At 62.2% G+C, this 23682-nt stretch carries 25 protein-coding genes and 2 tRNA genes; 7 read left to right on the top strand and 20 right to left on the bottom strand.

Annotated features, from left to right (window positions below):
- Nucleotides 1-876, top strand: a complete 876-nt coding sequence (locus QUD34_RS01925; RefSeq protein WP_286354901.1) for a flagellar motor protein MotB — start codon at nt 1-3, stop codon at nt 874-876.
- Nucleotides 877-1070: 194 nt separating this feature from the next.
- On the opposite strand, the gene QUD34_RS01920 is transcribed toward QUD34_RS01925, so the two are convergent.
- The 6 genes from QUD34_RS01920 to QUD34_RS01900 all read right to left on the bottom strand — a co-directional run bounded on the left by QUD34_RS01920 (nt 1071) and on the right by QUD34_RS01900 (nt 5237).
- The gene (locus QUD34_RS01920) at nt 1071-1853 is read right to left on the bottom strand and encodes an outer membrane lipoprotein-sorting protein (RefSeq protein ID WP_286354900.1); all 783 of its coding nucleotides are present in this window, start codon (nt 1851-1853) and stop codon (nt 1071-1073) included.
- On the bottom strand, nt 1853-2212 hold the full coding sequence (locus QUD34_RS15115) for a phosphomannose isomerase type II C-terminal cupin domain (protein ID WP_375379993.1): 360 nt from the start codon (nt 2210-2212) through the stop codon (nt 1853-1855). Before QUD34_RS15115 ends, QUD34_RS01920 begins: the two co-directional genes overlap by 1 nt.
- Before the next feature lie 39 nt (nt 2213-2251).
- Entirely contained in the window at nt 2252-3319 is a 1068-nt protein-coding gene (locus tag QUD34_RS01915; protein ID WP_375379992.1) for a mannose-1-phosphate guanylyltransferase, read from the bottom strand.
- 76 nt (nt 3320-3395) lie between these two features.
- Nucleotides 3396-4364, bottom strand: a complete 969-nt coding sequence (locus QUD34_RS01910) for an ATP-dependent 6-phosphofructokinase (protein ID WP_286354899.1) — start codon at nt 4362-4364, stop codon at nt 3396-3398.
- Nucleotides 4361-4672, bottom strand: a complete 312-nt coding sequence (locus QUD34_RS01905; protein ID WP_286354898.1) for a hypothetical protein — start codon at nt 4670-4672, stop codon at nt 4361-4363. The genes QUD34_RS01910 and QUD34_RS01905 overlap by 4 nt, the downstream gene beginning before the upstream one ends.
- A gap of 40 nt (nt 4673-4712) precedes the next feature.
- Complete coding sequence (locus QUD34_RS01900) at nt 4713-5237, bottom strand: hypothetical protein (RefSeq protein WP_286354897.1); 525 nt, start codon at nt 5235-5237, stop codon at nt 4713-4715.
- Between the two features lie 163 nt (nt 5238-5400).
- Between QUD34_RS01900 and thiC the strand changes: the two genes are divergently transcribed.
- Nucleotides 5401-7227, top strand: a complete 1827-nt coding sequence (thiC, locus tag QUD34_RS01895; protein WP_375380008.1) for a phosphomethylpyrimidine synthase ThiC — start codon at nt 5401-5403, stop codon at nt 7225-7227.
- Nucleotides 7228-7326: 99 nt separating this feature from the next.
- Nucleotides 7327-7908: a DJ-1/PfpI family protein gene (locus tag QUD34_RS01890; protein WP_286354895.1), complete on the top strand. Its 582-nt coding sequence runs from the start codon at nt 7327-7329 to the stop codon at nt 7906-7908.
- 60 nt (nt 7909-7968) lie between these two features.
- Here QUD34_RS01890 and QUD34_RS01885 read toward each other — a convergent pair whose 3' ends face one another.
- From QUD34_RS01885 to QUD34_RS01865, 5 genes are all read right to left on the bottom strand, one after another.
- Nucleotides 7969-8319, bottom strand: a complete 351-nt coding sequence (locus QUD34_RS01885) for an FKBP-type peptidyl-prolyl cis-trans isomerase (protein ID WP_375380007.1) — start codon at nt 8317-8319, stop codon at nt 7969-7971.
- Between the two features lie 141 nt (nt 8320-8460).
- Nucleotides 8461-9294 (bottom strand): HvfC/BufC family peptide modification chaperone, encoded by an 834-nt coding sequence (locus tag QUD34_RS01880; protein ID WP_286354893.1) that lies wholly within the window; start codon nt 9292-9294, stop codon nt 8461-8463.
- On the bottom strand, nt 9287-10162 hold the full coding sequence (locus QUD34_RS01875; protein ID WP_286354892.1) for an MbnB/TglH/ChrH family RiPP precursor modification enzyme: 876 nt from the start codon (nt 10160-10162) through the stop codon (nt 9287-9289). Before QUD34_RS01875 ends, QUD34_RS01880 begins: the two co-directional genes overlap by 8 nt.
- 13 nt (nt 10163-10175) lie before the next feature.
- On the bottom strand, nt 10176-10499 hold the full coding sequence (locus tag QUD34_RS01870) for a hypothetical protein (RefSeq protein ID WP_286354891.1): 324 nt from the start codon (nt 10497-10499) through the stop codon (nt 10176-10178).
- A 322-nt stretch (nt 10500-10821) separates the two neighbouring features.
- A tRNA-Asn gene (locus QUD34_RS01865) sits at nt 10822-10897 on the bottom strand.
- Nucleotides 10898-11082: 185 nt separating this feature from the next.
- Here QUD34_RS01865 and QUD34_RS01860 point away from each other — a divergent pair.
- The 3 genes from QUD34_RS01860 (at nt 11083) to QUD34_RS01850 (ending at nt 13447) form a co-directional block, all read left to right on the top strand.
- On the top strand, nt 11083-12120 hold the full coding sequence (locus QUD34_RS01860; protein WP_286354890.1) for a tyrosine-type recombinase/integrase: 1038 nt from the start codon (nt 11083-11085) through the stop codon (nt 12118-12120).
- A gap of 307 nt (nt 12121-12427) precedes the next feature.
- Nucleotides 12428-12817: a hypothetical protein gene (locus QUD34_RS01855; protein ID WP_286354889.1), complete on the top strand. Its 390-nt coding sequence runs from the start codon at nt 12428-12430 to the stop codon at nt 12815-12817.
- A 45-nt stretch (nt 12818-12862) separates the two neighbouring features.
- A complete protein-coding gene (locus QUD34_RS01850; RefSeq protein ID WP_286354888.1) occupies nt 12863-13447 on the top strand; it encodes a hypothetical protein in 585 nt (194 codons plus the stop codon).
- A 318-nt stretch (nt 13448-13765) separates the two neighbouring features.
- Here the strand turns inward: QUD34_RS01850 and QUD34_RS01845 are convergent, their stop codons facing one another.
- The gene (locus tag QUD34_RS01845) at nt 13766-16534 is read right to left on the bottom strand and encodes an N-6 DNA methylase (protein ID WP_286354887.1); all 2769 of its coding nucleotides are present in this window, start codon (nt 16532-16534) and stop codon (nt 13766-13768) included.
- A 413-nt stretch (nt 16535-16947) separates the two neighbouring features.
- Between QUD34_RS01845 and QUD34_RS01840 the strand changes: the two genes are divergently transcribed.
- Complete coding sequence (locus QUD34_RS01840; protein WP_286354886.1) at nt 16948-17388, top strand: hypothetical protein; 441 nt, start codon at nt 16948-16950, stop codon at nt 17386-17388.
- 91 nt (nt 17389-17479) lie between these two features.
- Here QUD34_RS01840 and QUD34_RS01835 read toward each other — a convergent pair whose 3' ends face one another.
- The 8 genes from QUD34_RS01835 to QUD34_RS01800 all read right to left on the bottom strand — a co-directional run bounded on the left by QUD34_RS01835 (nt 17480) and on the right by QUD34_RS01800 (nt 23633).
- Nucleotides 17480-18814, bottom strand: coding sequence for a bifunctional DNA primase/polymerase (locus QUD34_RS01835; protein ID WP_286354885.1), 1335 nt, complete (start codon nt 18812-18814; stop codon nt 17480-17482).
- Entirely contained in the window at nt 18804-19085 is a 282-nt protein-coding gene (locus tag QUD34_RS01830) for a hypothetical protein (protein ID WP_286354884.1), read from the bottom strand. Before QUD34_RS01830 ends, QUD34_RS01835 begins: the two co-directional genes overlap by 11 nt.
- 668 nt (nt 19086-19753) lie before the next feature.
- Nucleotides 19754-19987 (bottom strand): helix-turn-helix domain-containing protein, encoded by a 234-nt coding sequence (locus QUD34_RS01825; protein WP_286354883.1) that lies wholly within the window; start codon nt 19985-19987, stop codon nt 19754-19756.
- A gap of 486 nt (nt 19988-20473) precedes the next feature.
- Nucleotides 20474-20549: transfer RNA gene (locus QUD34_RS01820), tRNA-Asn, on the bottom strand.
- A gap of 81 nt (nt 20550-20630) precedes the next feature.
- Nucleotides 20631-21215 (bottom strand): GTP-binding protein, encoded by a 585-nt coding sequence (locus tag QUD34_RS01815; protein ID WP_286354882.1) that lies wholly within the window; start codon nt 21213-21215, stop codon nt 20631-20633.
- A gap of 14 nt (nt 21216-21229) precedes the next feature.
- Nucleotides 21230-21727 carry a roadblock/LC7 domain-containing protein gene (locus QUD34_RS01810; protein ID WP_286354881.1) on the bottom strand — a complete coding sequence of 166 codons (498 nt, stop codon included), beginning with the start codon at nt 21725-21727 and terminating at the stop codon, nt 21230-21232.
- 85 nt (nt 21728-21812) lie between these two features.
- A complete protein-coding gene (gene deoC, locus QUD34_RS01805) occupies nt 21813-22649 on the bottom strand; it encodes a deoxyribose-phosphate aldolase (RefSeq protein ID WP_286354880.1) in 837 nt (278 codons plus the stop codon).
- Between the two features lie 93 nt (nt 22650-22742).
- Nucleotides 22743-23633, bottom strand: coding sequence for a hypothetical protein (locus tag QUD34_RS01800; RefSeq protein ID WP_286354879.1), 891 nt, complete (start codon nt 23631-23633; stop codon nt 22743-22745).
- Between the last annotated feature and the right edge of the window lie 49 nt (nt 23634-23682).

Genomic DNA, 23682 nt, shown 5'->3' with positions numbered 1-23682 from the left:
GTGGCCGAGCAGCAACCGGAAGTCAAAATCCGGATCGTCAAGAAGAAGGGCGGTCACGCCGCGGCCCACGGCGGCGCCTGGAAGGTGGCCTACGCCGACCTGGTGACGGCCATGATGGCCTTCTTCCTGCTGATGTGGCTCCTCAACAGCGCCGACAAGAACACCAAAGCCGGCATCGCCGGCATGTTCCAGGACGCCAACTTCTTCAACACCGAACGGGGCAAGGAGATCCTCGCCAACCACGGCAAGGGCATCCTGCCGGGCGGGCGCGGCATGGCGCCGGGCCCGGACGGAGACGGCGGCACCGATACGACCGTGGAGGCCCCCGGCTCCGCCGAGGAGGAGCACAAGGCCATGGAGGCCACGGCCGAGGCCATCGAGAAGGCCTTCCAGCAGGATGAGCTGCTCCAGGCCTTCCAGGACCAGATCACCATGGACTTCACGGACGAGGGCCTGCGCATCCAGATCCAGGACAAGGCCGCCCAGGTGCTCTTCGATTCCGGCAGCGCCCAGCTGAAGCCCTACACGCTCTCCATCCTGAAGGAGATCGCCAAGGAGCTGGGCAAGCTCCCCAACCGCATCGTCGTCGGGGGCCACACGGATGCGGCCCAGTACGCCAACCGGGCCTACACCAACTGGGAGCTCAGCGCCGAGCGCGCCAACGCCGCCCGCCGCGTCATGGAGAGCGCCGCCGGGGGCCTGCGGCCCAACCAGGTGCGCCGCGTCACGGGCTATGCCGACACCATTCCGTTCGAGGGCAAGGATCCCAAGGATCCCCAGAACCGCCGCATCTCGATCGTGGTGGTGTCCGCCGCCTCCGAAGCGGCCGAATCCAGGCATCAGAAGGCCCAGCCCCGGGAGAAGGACAAGCGCTGACCGGCCCGCCCGGCCTCCCGCCGATTGGAGGCCAAAAAAGAAGCGCCCGGAGGTGCGGACGCTTCGTGAGGGTTAGGTTGGCGGGATTTCGAGTGGTGGGGAGTGGAAGCGGGAGCCCCGCGAGCGGGACTGGTGTCGATAGGTGGGATGATTGGTGGCGGGAAGCCCTTGCGGGCACCTCGCCTACCAGCATATCACCGACCGGAATCGGGGCCCTGCCTGGGACCGGAGTTGGGACCTGGGTTGGGACCTGGGTTCGGGCCTGGATTGGGCCCTGGGTTCGGAAGCTCGAAGGCGGACGGATCCACCCCGCCCTTGGACCAGGCCCCGAAGGAGATCTCGATCCGCTGCCCCCCCGCTTCCTCCAGGTCCATCCTCGAGAGCACGGGCTGACCCTGGGCCTGCACGGGCGCGCCGAACCGGGCCGTGCGGGCCAGCCGGCCGGAGGCGAGACGGAACTCCGCCTTCAGCGGCAGGGAACCCTCCTTGGCCACCCACAGGGCCACCTGCCGGGCGCTGAGGGCCGGGCGCTTCGCGGCCAGCTCGAGGCGCCAGCAGCTGCGCCCTTCCAGAGTGTCGTCCGCCATGGCCTGGACCGAGTAGTCCTCCCGGAACCGCGTGCGGGCCACATCCCCCCCTGCCGCGGGCCCCATGAGCCGCTGCTGGGGCGTGACCTTCAGCGGGCGCCTCGAGCCCGGCAGCAGCAGCCACATCTGATCGCCGCGCACCAGGACGGCCCGGCCCTTCTCCTTGTCCGACAGGCCATCCAGCCGCGCGTCGCCGTTGTCCCGGGCCGACACCTTCCAGCGCTGGCTGGTCTTCGGATCCTTCACCGTCAGCTCCACGGTGAAGACCGGCCAGGGATGGCGCAGGCGGTCCACCCGGGCGAGGATCTCCTCTCCGCTCCGGTGGGGGACCGGGGCCGGGCTCTGGGCCAGGATCGGCAGGGCGGCGGCCAGCAGGGTCGCGACGCGCATCAGCGGCGCCCGTAGTCGTCCTGAAGCCGCTCGATGTCAGCCTCGTCGAAGGTGCCGAAGCTCACCTCCAGCACCCGCACCGGGCGGGGCGTGGCCGCATCGCAGCGCAGGCGATGGGTGCTGCCGAGCGGCAGCCAGATCTCCTCGCCCACGGCAGGGCGGAGCTCCTCGTCGTCGCGATCCACCACCACGCCCGGGTCCAGGGCGATCCACAACTCCCCGCGGTGGCTGTGCCGCTGGAGGCTCAGCTTCTGACCAGGGTTGCAGGTGAGGATCTTCACCGTGCAGGGCGTGTTGAGGGCGTACTGGTCGAAGGAGCCCCAGGGCTTGTCCACATGGAGGGTGTCGGGTCGGTTCATGGGGTCAGTCCTCAGTCCTCGATCTTCGGTCTTCAATTCTTACAACAGATCCTCGCGCCCTTCGGCCTTGAGGCGCTCCACGATCTGCTTGACGGTCTGGGCCCGGTCGCGGCGGCAGATGAGGAGGGCGTCGTCGTCGTCCACCACGATGAGGTCGTCCACGCCGCTGGCGGCGATGAGGCGCTTCCCTCCGAAGAAGGCGCTGTTCCGGGTATCCAGGAGCAGGGTCTCGCCCTGGCTCACATTGCCGTCGGAATCGGTCTCCTGGAACTCGATGGCCGCCGGCCAGGAGCCCACATCGGACCAGCGGAAGCGCGTGGGCACCACGGCGACCGTCTCGGCCCTCTCCATGAGCGCCACATCGATGGCCACCTTGGGCAGCTGGCGGTAGGCGGCCGTCAGGGCCGCGGGGTCCGCCCCGGCCTTCACCCAGGCGTCCAGGGGCGCCAGCACTTCGGGCGCATGCTTCTGCAGGCCCTCGCGGAAGTCCGCCAGGGTCCAGACGAACATGCCCGCATTCCAGTAGTGGCGCCCGGATTCGAGGTACTGCACGGCCACCTCCACGGGCGGCTTCTCTCGGAACGCCTTTACCTTGAGCACGGGGCCGTGGCCCTCGGACTCGATGTAGCCGTAGCCCGTCTCCGGATAGGTGGGCTTGATGCCGAAAGTGACCAGCTCCCGCTCCCAGGCTGCGTGTTTCACGGCGGTATCCAGATCTTCCAGGAAGATCTCCCGATCCCCGATCCAGTGATCCGCCGACAGCACGGCCATGACACTGTGGGGGAACTTCCGCTCGATCTCCACCAGGGCCAGGGCCAGGCAGGGGGCGGTGTTCCGGCCCTCGGGCTCTACGATCACATTGTCCGGGGGCAGCTCCGGCAGCATGCGCCGCGTCTCGTCCGCGAGATCCGCCGTGGTCACCACGAAGATGCGCTCGGGGGGCACATGCCCATCCAGCCGCCGCACGGTCTGGTGCAGCAGGGTCTCGGTCCCCACGATGGCCAGGAACTGCTTGGGGCGGGCGTTGCGGCTGCGGGGCCAGAATCGGGTCCCTCGGCCCCCGGCCATCACCACGGCCACCAGGGAATCCTTGTGATTGTCCGACATCGCCGACCTCCTGCCGTTCTGCGGCTGCTCCAGGAAAACATGGCCTCCGCGTCCCTCACAAGCCGCGGGGCCGGATCTAGCGGGAGAGGATGCCCACCAGCTCGCTCAGGTCGCCGGGCGGTGAAGGGTGCGGATCCAGGACCTGGGCCAGGGGCAGGAGGGCCAGGGCCCCCGCCACCTCGCCGAGGTAGAAGCCCGACTCGCCGGCATCCAGGCGGCGCACCGCCTCGGCGCCCCAGCGGCTGCCCCAGATGCGGTCCAGAGCCGAGGGGCTCCCGCCTCGCTGGATGTGCCCGAGCACCACCACCCGCAGGTCCAGCCCGTGGTCCCGGCGCAGGCGGTCGCCCACGGCCACGGCGCTGCCAAGGCCATCCCCCTCGGCCACCACCACGATGGAGCTGCGCTTCCCGCGGAGCCAGTTGGCGTAGAGGCGCGCCACGAGCGTCTCATAGGAGTCATCGGGCGATTCGGGATAGAGCACCGCCTCGGCGCCGCAGGCCAGCGCGGTGTGGACCGCCAGCATGCCGGAGCTCCGCCCCATGACTTCCACCAGGAACAGGCGCCCATGGCTGGAGGCCGTGTCCCGGATGCGGTCGATGGCTTCCACGGCCGTGTTCAGGGCCGTGTCGAACCCCAGGGTCCGCTCGGTGCCCGGCAGGTCGTTGTCGATGGTGCCCGGGATGCCGGCGCAGGGGACGCCGTGCTCCCGCTGAAGCGCTTCGGCCGCCCGGAAGCTGCCGTCCCCCCCGATCACCACCAGGCCCTGGATGCCCTCGGCCCGGAGGTTCTCGGCGGCCTCGGCGCGACGGTTCGGAAGCAGGAACTCGGGGCACCGGGCCGTGTGCAGCACCGTGCCGCCCCGCTGCAGGATGTTGGCGCAGGCCCGGGTGGGCATGGGGGCCCAGTCCTTGTCCAGCAGCCCCTGATAGCCGTGCCGGATGCCCCAGGTCTCATGCCCCAGGGCGTCGGCCTGACGCACCACCGCCCGGATTGCGGCATTCATGCCTGGTGCGTCCCCGCCTGAGGTGAGGACGCCCAGCCTCATTTCGCCTTCCGCTTGGCAGGGGCCTTCGCCCGGGGAGAGGCTGCCTTCTTCGCTGTGGCCTTGCCCTTCTTCCGGGTGACCTTGCCCTTGGCCTTCTTCCCCTTCCGGGTGTCCTTCACATGGGCTTCCGGCGGAGGCAGCGGGGGGGGTTCCACAATGCCCCGGGGCACCGGCGGCAGGTCCCCCTCGGAGATTCCCTGGGCCGAGGCGCGCTGGGCCCGGGCCCGCATGACGGGATCTTCCTGAGGCCGCCCCGCGGCCACCAGGCTCAGGGCCAGGCTGCTGATGAACAGGACGCGTCGCGGCATGATCCCTCCGGGGAATCGATTATCGCGCATCCGTCCAGGATCAGCCCTCCTGCTTCTTGGCCGCCTTCTCCTTCATGGCCTTGGCGAAGAACTCGGCCACCACCGAATCGGCATCGGCCTTGGTCATGTCGGCCATCTGGGGCTCCCGGTGCAGGATGTCGCGCCCGGCCGGGGCCATCTTGGGCACATGGTCCTCGGTGGGCTGCAGGCGGGACAGGACATAGTGCGAGACCTCGATGAGGCTGCGCCCCACGCGCTCCAACTTCTGCCGCACCACATCCTGGTACTGGTACAGGTCGAAGGCGCCCTGGATGTTGTAGGCGCCGTTGTCCGCGTGGAACCCGATGGCCTCCAGCTTGGCCGTGAGGGAGGCCAGCTCTTCCGAGGGCGGCATCAGGCCCCGCAGGACCTCCTGGCAGTCCCGGGCCAGGGCCTGGATCTCCTCGAAGCTGTGCTGGACGACTTCGATCTGGCCAAGCACCCGGTCCGCCCCGCCCTCCTGCTCTTGGAGGATCTGCATGAGCTGATCGGGAATGGCCTGATTTTCCTTGGGTTTGTCCTGCATGGGCGGACTCCGTGATTGTCCTATCGGCCAGGCCCCGCAAATCTTTGAATTCGTCGCCCCAGCCCCCCCGCGATAAACTTTCTAATTCGGGGATCAATTCCGGCCCGATTTTCTCAAGTCTGGAGTTTCCATGACCATGCAGTCGAATTCCGCGCCCGACCCCATGGCCGATCCCCGGGCCGTCCCCATGGACGGCACGGCCCTGGCGGCCTGCCTGAAGCCCTTCCCCGCCTCGAAGAAGATCCATGTGGCCGGCACCCTGCCCGGCGTCCAGGTTCCCCTGCGCCAGATCCAGCTACACCCCACCCGCGACTTCAAGGACCAGCTCACCGAGAACGAGCCGGTGGTGCTCTACGACACCTCCGGCCCCTACACCGACCCCACCGTCACCATCGATGTGGCCAAGGGCCTGAGGCCCCTCCGCCAGGACTGGATCCTGGGCCGGGGCGATGTGGAGGAGCTGCCGGGCGCCACCAGCCTCTACCGCAAGCTCCGTGAGCGCGACAAGGAGCTGGACGCCATCCGCTTCCACGCGGACCGCAAGCCCCTGCGCGCCAAGGCTGGGAAGAATGTCTCCCAGATGCACTATGCCAAGCAGGGCATCGTCACGCCCGAGATGGAGTTCATCGCCATCCGCGAGAACCTCGGCCGCGAGGCCGCCGGCCTCAAGAGCCGCATCACGCCCGAGTTCGTGCGGGACGAAGTGGCCCGGGGCCGCGCCATCATCCCCGCCAACATCAACCACCCGGAAACCGAGCCGATGATCATCGGCCGCAACTTCCTGGTGAAGATCAACGCCAACATCGGCAACTCCGCCGTGGCCTCCTCCATCGAAGAGGAAGTCGAGAAGATGGCCTGGTCCATCCGCTGGGGCGCCGACACGGTGATGGACCTCAGCACGGGCAAGAACATCCACGAGACCCGCGAGTGGATCCTGCGCAATAGCCCCGTGCCCATCGGCACCGTGCCCATCTACCAGGCGCTCGAGAAGGTGAACGGCAAGGCCGAGGACCTCACCTGGGAGATCTTCCGCGACACGCTCATCGAGCAGGCCGAGCAGGGCGTGGACTACTTCACCATCCACGCCGGCGTGCTCCTGCGCTATGTGCCGCTGACCGCCAAGCGCGTCACGGGCATCGTCAGCCGCGGCGGCAGCATCATGGCCAAGTGGTGCCTCGCCCACCACCGCGAGAACTTCCTCTACACGCACTTCGAGGACATCTGCGAGATCATGAAGGCCTACGATGTGGCCTTCTCCCTGGGCGACGGCCTGCGTCCCGGCAGCACGGCCGACGCCAACGACGAGGCCCAGTTCGGCGAGCTGGAGACCCTGGGCGAGCTCACCAAGATCGCCTGGAAGCACGATGTCCAGGTGATGATCGAGGGCCCCGGCCATGTGCCCATGCACCTGATCCAGGAGAACATGACCAAGCAGCTGGAAGTCTGCGACGAGGCGCCCTTCTACACCCTGGGACCCCTCACCACGGATGTGGCGCCCGGCTACGACCACATCACCTCGGCCATCGGCGCCGCCATGATCGGCTGGTGGGGCTGCGCCATGCTGTGCTATGTCACCCCCAAGGAGCACTTGGGCCTGCCCAACAAGAAGGATGTGAAGGACGGCGTCATCGCCTACAAGATCGCCGCCCACGCCGCCGACCTCGCCAAGGGCCATCCCGGCGCCCGCATCTGGGACGACGCCATGAGCAAGGCCCGCTTCGAGTTCCGCTGGGAGGACCAGTTCAACCTGGCCCTGGATCCCGACACCGCCCGCGAGTTCCACGACGAGACCCTGCCCGCCGAGGGCGCCAAGTCCGCGCACTTCTGCTCCATGTGCGGGCCCCACTTCTGCTCCATGAAGATCTCGGATGATGTGAGGCAGTACGCCGAGAGCCACGGCTACAACGAGGAGGAGGCGCTGAAGAAGGGCATGGAGGAGATGGCGGAGACCTTCGTGCAGAAAGGCGCCGAGGTCTATCAGAAGGCCTGACCCCCGCCAGGTGTTACGAAAAAGCCCCGCCGCCGGCGGGGCTTTTTCAAAGGCGGGCGCGTATCATCGGAGCGTTCTCACCACCCCAAGGAGGCCGTCATGGCTGCGAAGAAGATCCTCATGCTCGTGGGCGATTTCGGAGAGGACTACGAAATCATGGTGCCCTTCCAGGCCCTGCTGGCCGTGGGCCACACGGTCCACGCCGTGTGCCCCGACAAGAAGGCTGGCGAGTCCGTCGCCACGGCCATCCACGACTTCGAAGGCCATCAGACCTACTCCGAGAAGCCCGGCCACCGGTTCGCCCTCAATGCCACCTTCGCGGACATCAAGCCGGACCAGTACGACGCCCTGGTGGTGCCCGGCGGCCGCGCTCCCGAGTATCTGCGCCTCAACCCGAAGGTGCTGGAGATCGTGCGCCACTTCTTCACCACGAAGAAGCCCGTGGCGGCCATCTGCCATGGCGCCCAGATCCTGTCCGCCGCGGGTGTGCTGGAGGGCCGCACCTGCTCGGCCTACCCCGCCTGCCGGGCCGAGGTGGAGATCGCCAAGGGCAAATACGCCGACATCGCCATCGATGGCGCCGTCACCGACGGCAACCTCGTCACCGCGCCGGCCTGGCCCGCCCACCCTGCCTGGCTCGCCCAGTTCCTGCAGGTGCTCGGAACCCGCATCACGCTATAGATCACGGGACTGACCAAGCGGCCCCGCCACCCGGTGGGGCCGCTTCGCCGATGGAACGACCTACTGGACGCCCAGCAACTCCACTTCGAAGATCAGGTCGGCATTGGGTGGGATGTCGCCGCCGGCGCCGCGGACGCCGTAGCCCAGGTGGGCCGGGATGTGCAGGGTGCGCTTGCCGCCCACCTTCATGCTCATCAGCCCCTCGTCCCAGCCCTTGATGACGCGGCCCACGCCGATGGGGATGGCCAGGGGCTCGCCGCGATCCAGGGAGCTGTCGAACTTCTTGCCCTTCTGCCCCTTGTCCGACAGCCAGCCCGTGTAGTGGACGAGGCAGCGCTGGCCGCGCACGGGGGCGGGTCCAGTGCCCACCTGGACATCGAGATACTGCAGGCCGGTGGCGGTCGTGATCATGGCGGGCGCCTTCGCTTTGGAGGTCTTGCTCGGTTTCGGGCTCGGCTTTTCGGGCGCTTTCTGGGCGGCAAGGGGCCCCACCAGCACGAGCGCGGCCAAGGCGAGGGATCTGCGGTTCATGATGCCTCCTGGCTTCCGAGTCTACGCCAAGGGCGTGCGCGGGGCACCCCGTGGATCAGGGGCGGCCTGGAATCCACCAATGGCGCCCTGGGCCCGGAGATCCTGTAGCAACACCCACAGGGCCGGAAGGTCCGACACGCCGAGTTCCCGAGCGGCCTCGGCCAGTGGCTCCGACTGGGCCCGGACCAGCAGCGTCGCCGTGACGGGCGTCAGTTCGAGCAGCTGGAAGGCCCCTTCCCGCCCCTGGAACGCCAGCAGGTGCGTGGGTCTCGCCTCGGGCACGGGCCCGTCCTCGCTCACCCGGTGGACGGCATGTCCGTAAGCCACCACCTGGGTCGCGGGATGGAGGACGATGCGGTCTCCCATCCGGGGCTCGGGCCGCAGGCCCGCAGGCAGCCCCGTCTCGGGGAACCGGCTCACCAGCACTTCCAGGATTTCGGCGTGGGCCAGCTCCGGCAAGAAGGGCCAGCGGCTCCGGCCCCACCCGCTCGCCACCAGCCAGCCCAGGAAGGCCGGCGCGATGTCGCGGTAGTGGGGGCTCCGCACGCAACGGGCCTCCAGGAACGCCTGGAGGCAGGGCTCCCAGGCTCCCTCCCGCTCCAGCAGCGCCCGGGTGATCGGGAACATGGTCTCGATGGGATCCATGAGGCTGAGGCGGGCCAGCTCCCGATAGGCCGACAGGCCATCGCGGAAGGCTAGGAAAGCCTGCTGGTCCGGTTCCCCCAGCCCCCGCCGTCGGGCGAAACCCGAAGCATTCCCCCCGAAGGCCTCGCCTTCCGCGTCGAGCACCAGGCCCGCCAGGGCCCGTTGCAGCGCGAGGGTGCGGGACTCGGGCCCGGCAAGGGTTTCAGGCATGCTCCGCCTCCCGTACGGGCACCGCCAGCACCTGGTCATAGGCCGCCTGGATGCGGGCCCGCTCCGAAAGCAGCTCTTCCAGGTCCGGGATGTGGTTGTCGCGCTCGAGCAGCACGGGCACGGGCCTCCCCAGGCGCGCGAGGACCCATTGCATCAGCTCGATCACCGGGTCGATGACCGCGGTGCCGTGGGTATCAACCGTGAGCGCCCCGAAACGCTTGTGCCCTGCGATGTGCAGCTGCGCCACGCGGTCCAGGGGCATGCGCGCCAGCCAGGCCTTGGGATCGAAGCCGAAGTTGAGGGCGTTGACATAGACATTGTTCACATCCAGCAGCCAGCCCACCTCCGCCCCCTCCAGCACCTCCGTGATGAAGGTCGCCTCGTCCATCTCGGCCCGCCCCAGCTCGGCGTAGTAGGTGATGTTCTCCAGGAGGAGCGGCACCGGCAGGCGGGCCTGGAGGTCCCGGGCCCGCGCCACCGTGTGCCGGACGGCCTCCCGCGTGAAGGGAATCGGCAGCAGCTCGTGGAGGCAGCTGCCGTCCACGCTCGTGAAGCAGAGATGCTCGGAGTGCCAGGGCGTCTCCGTACGGATCAGGAAACGCCCCAGCTCCCGCAGGTAGTCCCCATCCCAGGGATCGAAGCCACCCACAGAGATGGCCAGGCCGTGGGTGAGGACGGGATCCCGATCCAGGATGGCGCAGGCGTCCCGATGGGGCCGCCCGCCGTCCCCGATCACATTCTCGGGGCAGGTCTCCCAGAAAGGCACACCATGCTCCGGCCGGGCCGCCACCGCCTCCAGATGGGGGCGGCGGAGGCCCAAGCCCACGCCCGCGAATCGCTCCTGGCCCGGGAACCGGCCCTGCGCCATGGCGACCTCCGGCCTACTTCTTTTCTTCCTTCTTGTCCTTCCCGCAGCTGCCTTCCTTCTTGTCCTTCTTCATGTCGTGGCTGCCACAGCCACCGCCTCCGCCGCAGCCGCCCTCCTTGGCCTTGTCCTTGGCGCCTTTGGCTCCCTTGGCCTCCTTGGTCTTCGCAGGGGCCTTATCGCCCTCCTTCGGATCCTTCGAGCCGCACTCCCCGGCCTGGGTCAGGGCCGCATCCCCACCGAAGGGGGCGACGGGAGTGGCGCCAAGGGTGGTGGATCCGCCCGCCATCAAAGAGCCTGCGGCGAAGAGCGTGGCGGCACCGACGAGTTTCGTGATCATGGAATCCTCCTGGCGGCCAGAGCCGCGCCAGGGGGCCGCAGGGCAGCCCCGATCATCAGACATGACCCGTCCGGCCCGACGATCGGGCGGGAACACAGGGTGGTCAGGTCGTCAGCCAGTGGGGTGCAGCGACCCCCTTGGGCGTGACGCCTTTTTTTGGATTCCGTCTCAAAAAACCATGAGGGGTTCGCATCCCGAGACATTGATCGGCTTTTTATTATTGCGGGGAGATTTGAACCCATTGCCGGCACCCCCCCCCGTGGTTCAACTCCCAAGGCCTCAACCAAAACAAGAAGAGGTCCCGCAGGACCTCTTCTTGTTTTGGCTCCGGAGGAGGGATTTGAACCCCCGACCTAGTGATTAACAGTCACCCGCTCTGACCCCTGAGCTACTCCGGAAAGGGCAAGGGTCCATTCTACCGGATGGGTCATTGGGATCACCACTTACGGCGAAACTCCCAGGTTGTTCCCCAGATAGAACCGCGACTCGAATTCCTCATCAACCAGGATTTGCACCTCTATTGCACCTGCTGAGGAGTTCCCGCCTTTGATCCACCCGCTTGCCACCTACCCAGGAGGCGAGCATGTCGAAGTTCCGAAACGGTCTTTCCCGGGAGGGGAAGGTCTATCACTACTGCTTCCGAATTAATGGGCAGCAGTTCAAGGGCAGCACCCGTGCAACGGATCGCGCGTCTGCCGAAAAAGTTCTCCAGGAGAAGCGCAAGGAGGCGCTGTTCGGTCCGCCAGAGCCGAAGGTCGTCATCCCTATGATGAAAGACCTGATCGCCAACTGGATGGAGACCCATCGTCCTACTCATAGCCTCCAGCACCTCAAGAGCGTTGAGCACCTGACCCGCAACTGGATCATCCCCGCAGTTGGGGATGTTCGGATCAACCGCATCAACACCCAGGCGGTGCTGGACCTTCGCCGTCAGATCTTAGAAAAGGGGCGCTCTCCCGCTACCGCGAACCTTGTTCTCCGGGTGGTGAAGCTCCTGCTCAACTTCGCCATCCGCCTTGACCTGATCGAGAAAGTCCCCTTCAAAGTCCAGCAGATCAAAACCCAGAAGCCTCCTCGCCCAACCATTCCTCCGCACCGGATGAAGGAGTTCCTGAGCGCCGTAGATAAGCACGCGACGAGTCCGCAGGCAGCGACCTTGATTCGCCTCATGGTGGGTTTGGGGTTGCGTGAGTCGGAGGCGCTGGAAGCACGGTGGAAGTGGTTGGATCTGACCCAACACACCTACACCGTGGGGAGGTCAAAGACCCGGACCCCTCGGACCATCCCTGTTCCAGCTTGGCTTTGGTCGCACCTCCTGGAGATGCCCAAGACCCTCAGTGAGTTCATCTGCCCATGTTCTGACGGGACCGCCCACCGGGGGCAGTTCACGAAGAAGACCCTGGCTCGTGCTGCAAAGGATCTAGGCATTGAGGGAATCACTCCCCATTCACTCCGCCGCACTTTTGCGACCCTCCACGCTCAGGAGGGAACCGCCTTGTCCGACCTGCAAGGCATGATGGGTCACACCTCACCTATCCTTACCCTCCTCTACATCCAGCAGAGCAGCGACGCGAAGCGCCGAGCCCAGGACGCCCTCGGACTGAAGCTGGGGTTGGCGTGATGGGAGCCGAAGCCACGCTTTCCTTCATCCCTCATGGGGCTTCTCAAGAGCCTTTGTCACCGTGTTCTGTTACGGATTATGAGTCGTGTTCCGTAATGTGTTACGGCTTCCATATGTTCTATCTATTGGCACTTGAATGGCTTTGGCGGGGTCTTCCAGAATGATTCATCGAACATCACCCGTAGATCATCAGTCATCGCCAGCCATCCCACGGAATCCCTCAGTGCCCCGAAAACCTGCACCACTGCCGGGAGCCGATCCCTCGCTCTGCCGCCCCGCCCAGCCGAAGAAGGCTGGCACGGGCACGATGCCACCGAAGCTCCATGGAGACATCAAGGGCTTGGAACTCGCCTTCGTAGAGACTCGTCGCCGTTTGGTGGGCACCACGGTTCCTGAATCTGTGTTCTTCAGGATGCAGAAGCATCCCGGCAGCATCAGCGGTTGTTATGAAGACGCCGTGAATGGATTTGACGGGAATCTGCCCGCCCTGGTGGAAGCCGCCGTCCTCTTCGTGAAGCAGCGGAAGCTGCGGGCAAGCACTGATCCCATTCGGACGGCGAACGGTCGCGTCTACCTCGTCACCCTGGAGCGAATCCAAGAAATTGAGAAGGCGCTGGCATCGGTGCGCGGCATGTCGAGGGCAAAGGTTCTTGCGGGGCTGCTCCACCTATTTCTCACCCAATTTACGGAGCCATAAGTGAATTGCGTCATGCCAAAGCGAAGCCTAATTAAGGAGCACCCCTTGAACCTAATACCCGCGCTCACACTGCTTCTAGGCGTGTCTCTGACGGCTGCCCCACCTGCGAAGAAGCCCGCCAAGAAGGCGAAGCCGACTCCCGTGGTTGAGAAGGATGCCGATCCAGCCCCGCCTGCCATGCCAGCACCGGAGCCGCCCAAACCACGCATCACGAAGCAGCAAGTCATGGCAGAAAGCGTGCTCACGAATCTGAGCCCTCAGGAAGTGCTGATGCTTGAAAATGCACAGACGCCCCTGCTTACGGCAAAGCTGCTGATCGCCATGCACAATCAAGTGCGAGGGCAGATCAATGGGAGAATCAGCTATCTCAATGGCAGGATCGACTACTACAAAAAGTGCCTGTACGACGGCAATGTCCCTGGGGATGTCGATGTATATGTGGGCTTGTACGACGGTCAGCAAACCAGAAGAAACAAGCTGGTCAGCGCAGTAAATCAAAAAATTGATCAGGTGAAGGACGAGATTTACGACAACCAAGAGGCTGTGAAGACTTGTAACTCTGCGGTCAATCGCTTGGAGGACTTGCAGAAGAAGATGGAAGCCGAGACACCCTCTGAGCAGCCTAAGTAAAAGCCCCTTCAGGCTGCACTCATCTCTCGCCTCTTGCTGCCATCCCTAGTTTGCAGCCTCCAATAACAATCCTTTGGTTAACCCCAAACCCGCCTCATCTTCAGTTTGGATGCTGTCTGAGGTCAAGCCTCTGCCATAGATGCGGGCGTAGCCCTGTGTCCGGGCAGCCCTTGGCTTCATCCGGGCTCATCAGATCTCTGACAATCGCATAGCGTGATGACATTGCCTCGGCGGGCGTTGTGGAGAGGCGTTTGCCGATGATTCGCCTATTAGCCGTTTAATGGGAATGCAAAGAAGTCAGTTGTTTGTTTTGCGACGTTATTTCTTTGGTCCCGGCTTCTTCCTTGTCGTTGGTTTCGCGGCTCTGGGTGTCTTGGGCTTGGGTTTCTCCACAGAGCGCTTCGGAGAAAGACTCTTCTTGGCAGGCAGGGTTTTAGCGGCAGGCTTCTTAGCGCTGATCGGTTTCCGGTTACCCTTTTTTCGTGATGTTATTTTCGCCGGTTTTGGCTCATGCTCCTCCGATGTTCGATTCGAAAAAACTTCGACATCGCTAGTATCAACAGTAAGAGCATCAGGTTCATGGGGTAGTAAGCGAGAAAGATCTTCATTGAACCGTTTGAAGCGCTCAGCGACCTCAACTTGGCAGGCTCGAAGGACATTCGCTTTGTTCAGAAGGTCAACAAGCTGGCGAAGATGTGCGATTTTCCTGGGAATTTCGACACGCATCCGAAGAAAACGATCTTCTTTGAAGCGATTGCGACTGGTCTTCGTTGATCCGGTTGAATCTCGATCAACCTCCAGGAGGTATTGAGGGCTGTTCAGGCAGTGAATGACATAGTTGGCAAGTAGTTCAGGTTCTTTCGTATTCTCCCTGACTTTGAAAGTGGGGAATTCGCTCGAAACGTAGCAGTTCTCATGCTCGGGCGGGATTAGAGCAAATGACCCTCGAAATGCAAACAAGCGGTTGTAGACAAGCCAGCCCTGGTGAACCCTGAAAAGGCGGGTGGCTTTGATTTCTTTTCCGGTTTTCTCTTCGCGCAAAAAAGTTCCAGCACCCCACCACTTAACACCAAGCAGCTTATATACGGTGGTTGAGCCGACCTTAATGACCTCCTCGCATGGCTCGAAGATGGCTGACAGCGGGACCGAGACAGTTTCGATGCTCGAAAAGGTTGTCTTGATGTCCGAGGAGACAGCCGCTAATTCCTCCGAAATCATAGCAAGCATGGCTAGCATGTCTTGCCCGGCAGAGACGACTTGCTCTTCCTCTGGGCGGACATGAACTTTACGCTTTCGATAAAACTCGGCGTCCATCCGATCCTCTATCTTCCCGATCCAGGCTTCTTTATGAGCACCGATAGGCTTGGAAGATTCGAATGCACGCCAATCAAGGAGAGCTTCAGGGAGTTCGTTTCCCGGGACGGGGTTGCCGTTTGGCGCGTATCCGCTATTACCAATTACGCAGAAAAACGTATCCTCTTGGATGCCGCTATCGTCTGGGTTCGCCCTCTTCTCCAGGAACAAAATGCTAGTCTTTGCTCGGGCGTGGTAGCCTTGAAATGTTACGGCTGGAAGACTAATGATTCCACGAACAAAGGCGGTTTTCTTGATATATTCTCGGACGTACCTTGTGGAATCATTGTTTAATAGCCCATCGATAACAACGATTCCTACCCTTCCACCAGGTTTGACGAGACGAAGCACACGCTCGATGGCAAGGGTGACGCGATCTTGAGAGTTGCGACCTGCTCCAAGCTCGTATCGGCTCAATATCTCAGGGTCGTTTTCGAACGAACCAAATGGCGGGTTGGTTAGGCAAAGGTTGAAAAGCCCCTCCTCAATCATTCCCGGAACGTCAATGAACCCATGATGAAGGAAGATTCCAGCGCTCCCGTCACCGTGAACGGTCATGTTCATTTTGCAGGCGAGGGCGGTGCGCTCTTTCCAGTCGGTACCATAAATGCACCTGTTTGAAAGTTCTTCTTTCCAGCGAGCTTTTTCCTCGTCTCCAAAATCCTGGAGCCGGATTTTTTCGCCCACAACCTCAAATGCGTAGATCAGGAATCCGCCCGTGCCACAGAACGGGTCAACAATCTTCTGACCAATCTTTGGGTCAAGTGCGTCAACCATGAATTCAACGACATTCCGGGGAGTGAAATACTCTCCCAATCCACCAGTGAAGGTTTCGCCTAGAAAATACTCAAAAGCTTCACCTTTTACATCGAATGCAGTGAGAGAGAGATCAAAGTTTTCAAACTGCTCAACGATCTTTCTAATAGTCATAGGCTTTAGACCGACGTCTGCATTGGACTCAAAAAGGCTGGCATACCTAGGATCAACCTTGGTCTCATTCCAGATTTGGTTGACGACATTCACCCCAAGCCGTTTCAGGGTGTCGTCATAAATCGACATTCTGAAACGATTGTTATCACCAGGGTGGTTACGCTCTTCGTACATCTTGCAAAACAGTACCTTGGACATTTCATCGAAAGCTCTTGTTGCATCAAAACCTTCGTTGTTTCGAATTGCTTCGTGACAAGCCCTCAAGACCGTCTTGAAGGATTGAACATCATCAATGACGAAAAGATCGTGCTTCGCTTCAGTTTTAAGGGACTCTTGAAGTTCGGCGCTAACAACAAAGGAAACAAAGTCATCCTTAAGGTCCTTCCGATCAGGAAGCTCCCCGATACGATTCTTGCTGAGTGTCTGGAAAAGCTGGGTTTGCCCCCCATTCGTAATCAAAGCTAATGGGGCTATGCGGGGCAAAAGCCGTGCATAGGAAATTGCCTGTTCTTTGACGGTTTTAGAGAGAACCTCCGTAGGAGGCTTGGTTTCGCATACGATTAACGGGGCTGTTTTCGAGGGCGTAGAGTAGACAACGGCGTCTGCAAAAATCGTCTTCTGCTTTCGTCCCTCCTGAACCTCAATAGGGACATTAAAGTTGATGCACTTGCTGGTATATCCTTTTGCCTCAAGATATGGCAATAAAAATTTTATTTTTACATCTTCCTCCGATCGGAGTTCATCAAGTGATGGCGCTTTAAACTTAGTTTTTTCTTGCACTATTGGGTCTTTTTTCTTGGGCATTAGCTCTCCCAGGGCATTCGGCTTTGGGTAGGAATCGTCCAGAGGCAATCTTAGCAACCATGCTCGTAGAATATGTTGTCTTTCGCCCCTTCTAGATGTGGTGGGGTTACGTCTGGGCTCCCGCAAGCTCGAAAGAAAGTGCTTCCAGGTCATTGACCGACCCCAGCTGACTCTAATCCGAAGCGCCCACCGAAAATTTGCTGTACCACTCTGAGATTGGCACAGAGATTCCCTGAATGCCGACAGGTGATTCGGGCAAGGCGGTGCCACCAGAAACTCAATGAGGAAGGGCAGAGAGGAGATAGCCTCCATTTGCTGTTTCCAAAAAGTTGTAGCAGCTGTCGTCTGCCTACCGACTCCTCTTCACTGAGTGCCCGTTAGGATGTAGCTACACCTCTAACCAAAGGTTGCCCATGGCACGCCCAAAACGCCCAGGCTGGTCGAAGATCACCATCACCGTCTCCGAGAAGGTCGCCAAAGAGATCCGGGTTCGCTCCGCCGAGCTTGGCATTGAGATGGGCACCTTCGTGGATCAGACAATCCGGGATCATGCCCTTATCCCTGAACTGATGGACAAAATGTTGGCGAGCGATGTGCTCAAGGCGGTCAAGGAGAATCCTGATCCAGCCGAGTTCGCGGCTGCGATTATGGCTGCCTTCAAGCGGGAAAGGATGCCTTTGGATCGACCGCTTACCCCGGCAGCCCTGACGCGTTTGGCTAGTGGATGGGCAAGAGATGGTCGGATTCCGCAGCCGTGGAAGTGGGTGATGGCAGTGGTGCTCTCTAGTGGAGACTGGGAGCTATCGCTATTCAGGCTGAAATTCTTGAAGGACTTCGAGTGGTTTAAGCGTTGATGGCGGGGGAGCGAGAGGCTTCTTATTGTTTACTACTGTCTATCTCTCTTACTAGTTAACAGAGTGCTCTTGCTCCCCCCGCACCGCACCCTCAAGCCGCCTCATCCTGATCGCCTTGTTCGTCACCTCGAAGCTCCAGGGCTAGCTCCAGCAGATCGGGTGTGACGCCTTGGTAGTAGCGCAGTTTTCGGCGTCCACCACCTCGGGCATTCCCTATGCGAACCAATCCGGCTCGTCTCGCCTTCTGGATCGCTAGGGTGAAGCGCCGATAGGAACATCCTTCTGGCTCCACGCTGTACAGCTCCATGAAGACCTTGTACAGAGCCTCAGCACTCATGGCAGGAATGGGCTCTGGCTGAGGTGGGATGCTGTTGATCAAGGTCCAGAGATCAATCATCCGGTCATTGGCAGCGGCAATCTTGGCAAGGCGCTGATACTCCTGCACCCCGTAGGCAGGACTGTAGAACTGCGCTGCCTTGATGGCAGAGATGAGTTCCTCTCGGCTCCAGGGATAAGGCTGCTTGGTTCTGGCGTCGATGCAGTGGGCATTCCAAGAGCGCATTTGGAGATGGACGGGAAGGGCAAGCAGTTCGAGAACCTTCCCCGGTGGGAGGCAGAGGTATCGAAGCAGGTGCGTCACAATGACGAGCAGCGTTGCCCTTCCTCCATTCCCGGATTTGCTGACGATGCCGAGCGTAATTCGGTTACGGATGTAAGCCTCGCCTCGGTAGATCCGATCCTGAAGCTCACCTTTTGCTGTGGTGAATGCGGGTGTGACTTCGTTCGCGTCGTGGCTCTCATCCTGGATCACCCATTCCGTATCGATGAACTTCATGAGCGCCTGGGCTTGGAGCTTCGATAGCGGGATGAGCCTTGGTGGTGGCAGATACGGGCTGTGATCTACTACTGACAGCGCCGACCAATCGACCGGGCTTCCATCCCAGGGCTCCCATAAGCCGCTAACGGGGCTCCGCTGGAACGCCTCGTACAAGCTCCCGTCCTCATAACGGCTCCCCGGTCCCACGACGATGCCCGTGAGCTTCACATCGTGGGACTGGCGGATCAGCCGCGAGGCTCTGGGACGGGAGGGGTCAGGTAAGCGGGCGTACAGGTGCCGCTTCGCGGGGTGATCCCGGGCAACCATCAGATTGAAGGCTGCATCTCCGAAGCGGTCGTACGCTGCCTGGGAATCTATGTCATTCACCCATACACCAGGGGAGTTCGGAAAGATCCCGCCCTTCCCCTGGAGAAGGAAGCCGACATTGAAGCCCTGATCGAAGGCAACCCGTACATCCTCGGGAGAACGAAGAATGTGGTCCTCCCAGGTTCCACTGGGGCACCGCTTCGTCCCTGAGATGAGACGAAGCGGGCGTATCCCAGCCTGGATGGCAGTGCCGTACCAGTTGGTCGGGTAATCAGGCGTCATGCTCTTCTGCCTGATCGAGCCCATAGCTGGGCGTGAAATCGGGCATGGGAAGGACCACATACCGCCCAGGAACAGCGGCGAGACATTCACGGAGGAGCCCACGGTATTCGAGGACATCCTTCATACGGGGCACATGGTTCCCGAAGTAACGAAGCAGGAGATTGCCTTCGTGACGGGGCTCTTCCTCCAGCCAGTTCAGATCACCTTCAATCAGGTGGCGGATGGACCAGTAGGCTTCCGCGTACGGATCGGGAGGTTCGGGGAGCCGCATGTCCTCCTCAAACTCGAAGGGAGAGGAAGAGACGGGAAGGGTGAGGGTTTCAGAAAGGCACATAGAGCCTCCTTGGGCGGTCATCGAAGACCGCAAAGCTGGTTGGGAATGGCGGACCGTTGCCCTCGCTGGGAAGGGTTCCGCCTGGGGGTGGGAAGGGGTGTCGTGCTTTGGGGCGTCCGTCAGAGAGCCCTGGACATCGACCTAACTTGTTAGGGATCTAGAGATGGGGTGGAGCAAGAGCAGCCTATTGATAAGGCGGCGGTCGGCTGGAGTGAGGGAAGGCTGCCTGATAGCACGGCATGGTGGATAGCTCCTTGGCTTGGACTACCACCCGCCAGTAAGTTGATTTGTGAAAATTAAAGAAGTAATTACTTCCTTAAATATTGATGCAGTCTCGTCTACCTCAGATCCAGCCCGCCTGGAAGGCTGGCTGGCTGATCGTTGATTGATGCTCGAATTCTCTTGGGTCTAGGTAGACTCGCCTGCTACGAGGATTGGAGGCAGGCTGAAAGATAATCGAATCGGCTGGGTTGCCTCTCATCGTGTTCCCTCTGGTTCAGCCCTTCAGCCTGCCAACGATGTAATCCCGGATGTAATCCTGGATGCAGTTCTGTAGTCATGCCGCTAGCCACCGGCTGGAGCCCCTGGCAAGCCACTGGATGGCTTCAGAGTGTCTCTGCCAGTTCTTCCGCGTGGCTATCCTCAAACACCAGGGCTGCCAGAGACTCCCGGCTGATCCACCGGATGCGTCCACAGGCTTTCACCGCGTCAAGCCGACCCTGCCGAACCCAGGTGGCTACGGCTCGTGGGGTGGCATTCAGCAATCGGCACACTGCCGAGACTGGGTAGAGCGGGCGGTCGCCCATGTCGTTGAGGTCGAGTAGGTCTTCAAAGGTCATCTTGGACCCTCCTTCACCTATTCGTAGGAGACAGTATCTTTTCTCCCGATCTGGCGCTCCGCCGCTCCTTCTGTTGGGTCTGGCGAATCGGTCAGCAGATCCCTTGGTTAACCCTAAATCCGCCTCAGAACCCTCCAGTTCATAGGTTGGGCACCCGTGGGGTATTCGCCGGATTTGGCAGGGTGTAGGAAAACCCCACCCCTACCCCGCCAAGCCACAAGTCGAAGGGAACTGCTCGGGGCTGGCATGACAGAAATGGAGTAGAGAGGCGAGGTTCATTCCATCACTTCAGGCGATTGCACCTCATGCAGGTGCGATGCGGCTGGAAACCCAGGAATCACGCGGGATTCGAGGCGAATCGACTTGCACCTCTATTGCACCTGACCTACCTTGAAGAGGTCCAACAACCCCTCGTGAGCGAGCCGGGTGGAGATCTTTGGTACATGCGAAAAGCCCCGGAACCGTTGGGTTCCAGGGCATTCTTTCTGGCTCCGGAGGAGGGATTTGAACCCCCGACCTAGTGATTAACAGTCACCCGCTCTGACCCCTGAGCTACTCCGGAAAGGGCAAGGGTCCATTCTACCGGAGGTGGGCGGAGATTCAAGCGTGGGGCTGCGGGACCTGTGATCCGCGTCGCCCTGGGCTAATTCCGCTGCAGTTCCATGAGGATCTGGCGGGCGGCGGCCTTGAGGGTCTCGATGACGCCGGTGCCCTTGCTGGCCACGGCCTCGATCATGGGCTCGCCGCGGAACCGGAGCAGACGCTCCATCTCGGACACCGTCGCGGCGGAGGGCATGTCCCGCTTGTTCAGCTGGAGCACATACGGGATCGACCGGATGTCGAAGCCGTTCTCCTTCAGGTTCGTGGCCAGGTTCGCGATGGACTCGATGTTGGCCTCCATCCGCGCCTTCTGGCTGTCGGCCACGAAGATGATGCCGTCGCAGCCGCGGAGGATGAGCTTGCGGCTGGCGTCGTAGAAGACCTGGCCGGGCACGGTGTAGAGGTGGAAGCGGACCTTGAAGCCCTTGACCATGCCCATGTCGAGGGGCAGGAAGTCGAAGAACAGGGTCCGGTCGGTCTCAGTGGCGAGGCTGACCAGCTTGCCCCGCTTGTCCGGGTTCGCCTGCTCGTAGATCCACTGGATGTTCGTCGTCTTCCCGCAGAGCCCGGGACCGTAGTAGACGATCTTGCAGTTGATCTCGCGCGACGCGTAGTTGATGAAGGTCATGTCGCCGCCCGGCCTCAGTCGCCGAACAGGCGATCGATGTCTTCATCTGTGATCTCCGAGAAGGGGCTCTCGAAGCGGCCGCCGTTGTCGGACTCCTTCTGCGCGCGCTGCTCCACCTGATCGAAGATCTCCTGGAGCTCCTTGCTGGCCTTCTTCACCCGCAGGCGCACCAGGGCGAGGCTGGAGTTCTGGTCGAAGATCACCACCAGGATCCCGCGCTTGCCCACGATGGAGATGTGGAGGTTGTCCTTCTCGCCTTCGTGGAACAACAGGCTGAATTCCTTCTCGCCGATGAGTTTGGCCAAGCCGTCGGTGGCGGCCACATTGCCGGCGGTCAGGGAGGCGAGGCTGGTGGCATCGATGCTCTTCACATCACCCGCGGCCGCGATCTGCTGGCCGTTCTTGTCCACCAGGAACACCACCTTGGCGGAAGCATCTTTCTGGAGGCGGCCGATGATCTCCTGGAGGAGCTTGTACTCCTCCTCAAACATGATGAGATCCAGCTTGGCCACAACAACCTCCGGGGGACTGCTTCCTGGAGGATACCGCACTTTAGAGCCCCTCATGGCGCCGCGCGGGGGTGCCGTCAGGCGCTCCTCAGTAGGATCCCGAGCCGACCTCGCCCTGGACCACGGCCACGGAGGCGGACAGGCCCAGGCGCGTGGCGCCGGCCAGGACCATGCGCAGGGCGCCCTCGTAGGTGCGGATCCCGCCGGAGGCCTTCACGCCCATGGCGGTGCCCACGGTCCGCCGCATGAGCGCCACATCGGCCTCGGTGGCCCCGCCGGTGGAGAACCCGGTGGAGGTCTTCACGAAGTCGAGGCCGGCCTCCAGCGCCAGGGCGCAGGCACGCGTCTTCTCCTCCTCGGAGAGCAGGCAGGTCTCAAGGATCACCTTCAGGACCGCCGGAGCCGGAACCGCAGCCCTCAGGCCTTCCAGATCCCGCCGCACGGTATCCCAGTCGCCGCCCTTGGCCGCGCCGATGGCCAGCACCATGTCCACTTCCTGGGCCCCGTCGTGCAGAGCCTGCTCGGCTTCCCGGGCCTTGGCCCGGAGGGCCGAGGCCCCCAGGGGGAAGCCCACCACCGTGCAGGTCCGGACGGCGCTGCCCTTCAGCACGGAGGCGGCCAGGGGCACCCACAGCGGGTTCACGCAGACCGAGGCGAAGCCGTGCTTCCGGGCTTCCGCGCAGAGGACCTCCACCTGGGCGCCCGTGGCGTCCGCCTTCAGGAGAGTGTGGTCGATGAGGGGCGACAGGTCCCAGGGCCCGGCGGGGGGAGCCACCTGGGCGGCCGTCCGGTGGTGCTGGCCCGAACCGTCGCGGAAAAGGCACATCTCTTCCACGCACCCCAGGAGCTGGGGCCTGGCATCGCCCGCCAGGGGCTGAAGGCGGGCCCGGAGTTCAGCGGTGAGGTCGAGGAGGGGATCGATCATGCCTTCCATCATGGCCGCTGCGCCGAGCGCGGGAAAGCCGTACGCGGAAAGCGGGCCGAAGCCCGCTTTCCGATCGTTCCGTTGGAAGCCTGATTACTTCTTGGCTTCTTCCTTCTTCTCAGCCTTCTTCTCGGCCTTCTTGGCGGCCTTCTTCTCAGCCTTGGGAGCGGCCTCAGCCTTCTTCTCCTCGGCGGTCATGGCCTTCTTCTCGGCGGCGGGAGCAGCCTCGGCCTTCTTGGCAGCCTTCTTGGCGTGCTTCTTGGCCTTCTTCTCAGCCTTGGGAGCGGCCTCAGCCTTCTTCTCCTCGGCGGTCATGGCCTTCTTCTCGGCGGCAGGAGCAGCCTCGGCCTTCTTGGCAGCCTTCTTGGCAGCCTTCTTGGCCTTCTTCTCAGCCTTGGGAGCGGCCTCAGCCTTCTTCTCCTCGGCGGTCATGGCCTTCTTCTCGGCGGCGGGAGCGGCCTCGGCCTTCTTCTCGGCCTTCTTGGCAGCCTTCTTGGCCTTCTTCTCAGCCTTGGGAGCGGCCTCAGCCTTCTTCTCCTCGGCGGTCATGGCCTTCTTCTCGGCCTTCTTCTCTTCCTTCTTGGGCTCGGCCTTCTTCTCGGCCTTCTTGGGCTCAGCCTTCTTCTCGGCCTTCTTCTCTTCCGCGTTCAGAGCCTTCTTCTCTTCCTTCTTGGGCTCGGCCTTCTTCTCAGCCTTCTTCTCAGCCTTCTTCTCAGCCTTCTTCTCTTCCGCGTTCAGGGCCTTCTTCTCTTCCTTCTTGGGCTCGGCCTTCTTCTCAGCCTTCTTCTCGGCCTTCTTGGGCTCGGCCTTCTTCTCTTCGGCGTTCAGAGCCTTCTTCTCTTCCTTCTTGGGCTCGACCTTCTTCTCGGCCTTCTTCTCGGCCTTCTTGGTCTCGACCTTCTTCGCTTCAGGCTTCTTGACCTCTTCCGCGAACACGGGGCTGATCAGAGCGGCGGCGACGAGCAGCGCAGCAAGCTTCTTCATGGGGGTTCTCCCTGGGGTGATCCGGCACGGCCGGAAGTTGGCAGGAAGA

The organism is Geothrix oryzae (genome assembly GCF_030295385.1).
Classification (GTDB): Bacteria; Acidobacteriota; Holophagae; order Holophagales; family Holophagaceae; genus Geothrix; species Geothrix oryzae.
Note: the sequence above shows the minus strand (reverse complement) of the source record. Positions and strands in the feature narration are given on the sequence as shown.

What these genes read in the sequence shown, in the direction of transcription:
- QUD34_RS01920 (WP_286354900.1), bottom strand. Translation starts at nt 1,853, where the DNA reads ATGCGCGTCGCGACCCTGCTGGCCGCCGCCCTGCCGATCCTGGCCCAG.
- QUD34_RS15115 (WP_375379993.1), bottom strand. Translation starts at nt 2,212, where the DNA reads ATGAACCGACCCGACACCCTCCATGTGGACAAGCCCTGGGGCTCCTTC.
- QUD34_RS01915 (WP_375379992.1), bottom strand. Translation starts at nt 3,319, where the DNA reads ATGTCGGACAATCACAAGGATTCCCTGGTGGCCGTGGTGATGGCCGGG.
- QUD34_RS01910 (WP_286354899.1), bottom strand. Translation starts at nt 4,364, where the DNA reads ATGAGGCTGGGCGTCCTCACCTCAGGCGGGGACGCACCAGGCATGAAT.
- QUD34_RS01905 (WP_286354898.1), bottom strand. Translation starts at nt 4,672, where the DNA reads ATGCCGCGACGCGTCCTGTTCATCAGCAGCCTGGCCCTGAGCCTGGTG.
- QUD34_RS01900 (WP_286354897.1), bottom strand. Translation starts at nt 5,237, where the DNA reads ATGCAGGACAAACCCAAGGAAAATCAGGCCATTCCCGATCAGCTCATG.
- thiC (WP_375380008.1), top strand. Translation starts at nt 5,401, where the DNA reads ATGGCCGATCCCCGGGCCGTCCCCATGGACGGCACGGCCCTGGCGGCC.
- QUD34_RS01890 (WP_286354895.1), top strand. Translation starts at nt 7,327, where the DNA reads ATGGCTGCGAAGAAGATCCTCATGCTCGTGGGCGATTTCGGAGAGGAC.
- QUD34_RS01885 (WP_375380007.1), bottom strand. Translation starts at nt 8,319, where the DNA reads ATGATCACGACCGCCACCGGCCTGCAGTATCTCGATGTCCAGGTGGGC.
- QUD34_RS01880 (WP_286354893.1), bottom strand. Translation starts at nt 9,294, where the DNA reads ATGCCTGAAACCCTTGCCGGGCCCGAGTCCCGCACCCTCGCGCTGCAA.
- QUD34_RS01875 (WP_286354892.1), bottom strand. Translation starts at nt 10,162, where the DNA reads ATGGCGCAGGGCCGGTTCCCGGGCCAGGAGCGATTCGCGGGCGTGGGC.
- QUD34_RS01870 (WP_286354891.1), bottom strand. Translation starts at nt 10,499, where the DNA reads ATGATCACGAAACTCGTCGGTGCCGCCACGCTCTTCGCCGCAGGCTCT.
- QUD34_RS01860 (WP_286354890.1), top strand. Translation starts at nt 11,083, where the DNA reads ATGTCGAAGTTCCGAAACGGTCTTTCCCGGGAGGGGAAGGTCTATCAC.
- QUD34_RS01855 (WP_286354889.1), top strand. Translation starts at nt 12,428, where the DNA reads ATGCCACCGAAGCTCCATGGAGACATCAAGGGCTTGGAACTCGCCTTC.
- QUD34_RS01845 (WP_286354887.1), bottom strand. Translation starts at nt 16,534, where the DNA reads ATGCCCAAGAAAAAAGACCCAATAGTGCAAGAAAAAACTAAGTTTAAA.
- QUD34_RS01840 (WP_286354886.1), top strand. Translation starts at nt 16,948, where the DNA reads ATGGCACGCCCAAAACGCCCAGGCTGGTCGAAGATCACCATCACCGTC.
- QUD34_RS01835 (WP_286354885.1), bottom strand. Translation starts at nt 18,814, where the DNA reads ATGACGCCTGATTACCCGACCAACTGGTACGGCACTGCCATCCAGGCT.
- QUD34_RS01830 (WP_286354884.1), bottom strand. Translation starts at nt 19,085, where the DNA reads ATGCGGCTCCCCGAACCTCCCGATCCGTACGCGGAAGCCTACTGGTCC.
- QUD34_RS01825 (WP_286354883.1), bottom strand. Translation starts at nt 19,987, where the DNA reads ATGACCTTTGAAGACCTACTCGACCTCAACGACATGGGCGACCGCCCG.
- QUD34_RS01815 (WP_286354882.1), bottom strand. Translation starts at nt 21,215, where the DNA reads ATGACCTTCATCAACTACGCGTCGCGCGAGATCAACTGCAAGATCGTC.
- deoC (WP_286354880.1), bottom strand. Translation starts at nt 22,649, where the DNA reads ATGATCGATCCCCTCCTCGACCTCACCGCTGAACTCCGGGCCCGCCTT.
- QUD34_RS01800 (WP_286354879.1), bottom strand. Translation starts at nt 23,633, where the DNA reads ATGAAGAAGCTTGCTGCGCTGCTCGTCGCCGCCGCTCTGATCAGCCCC.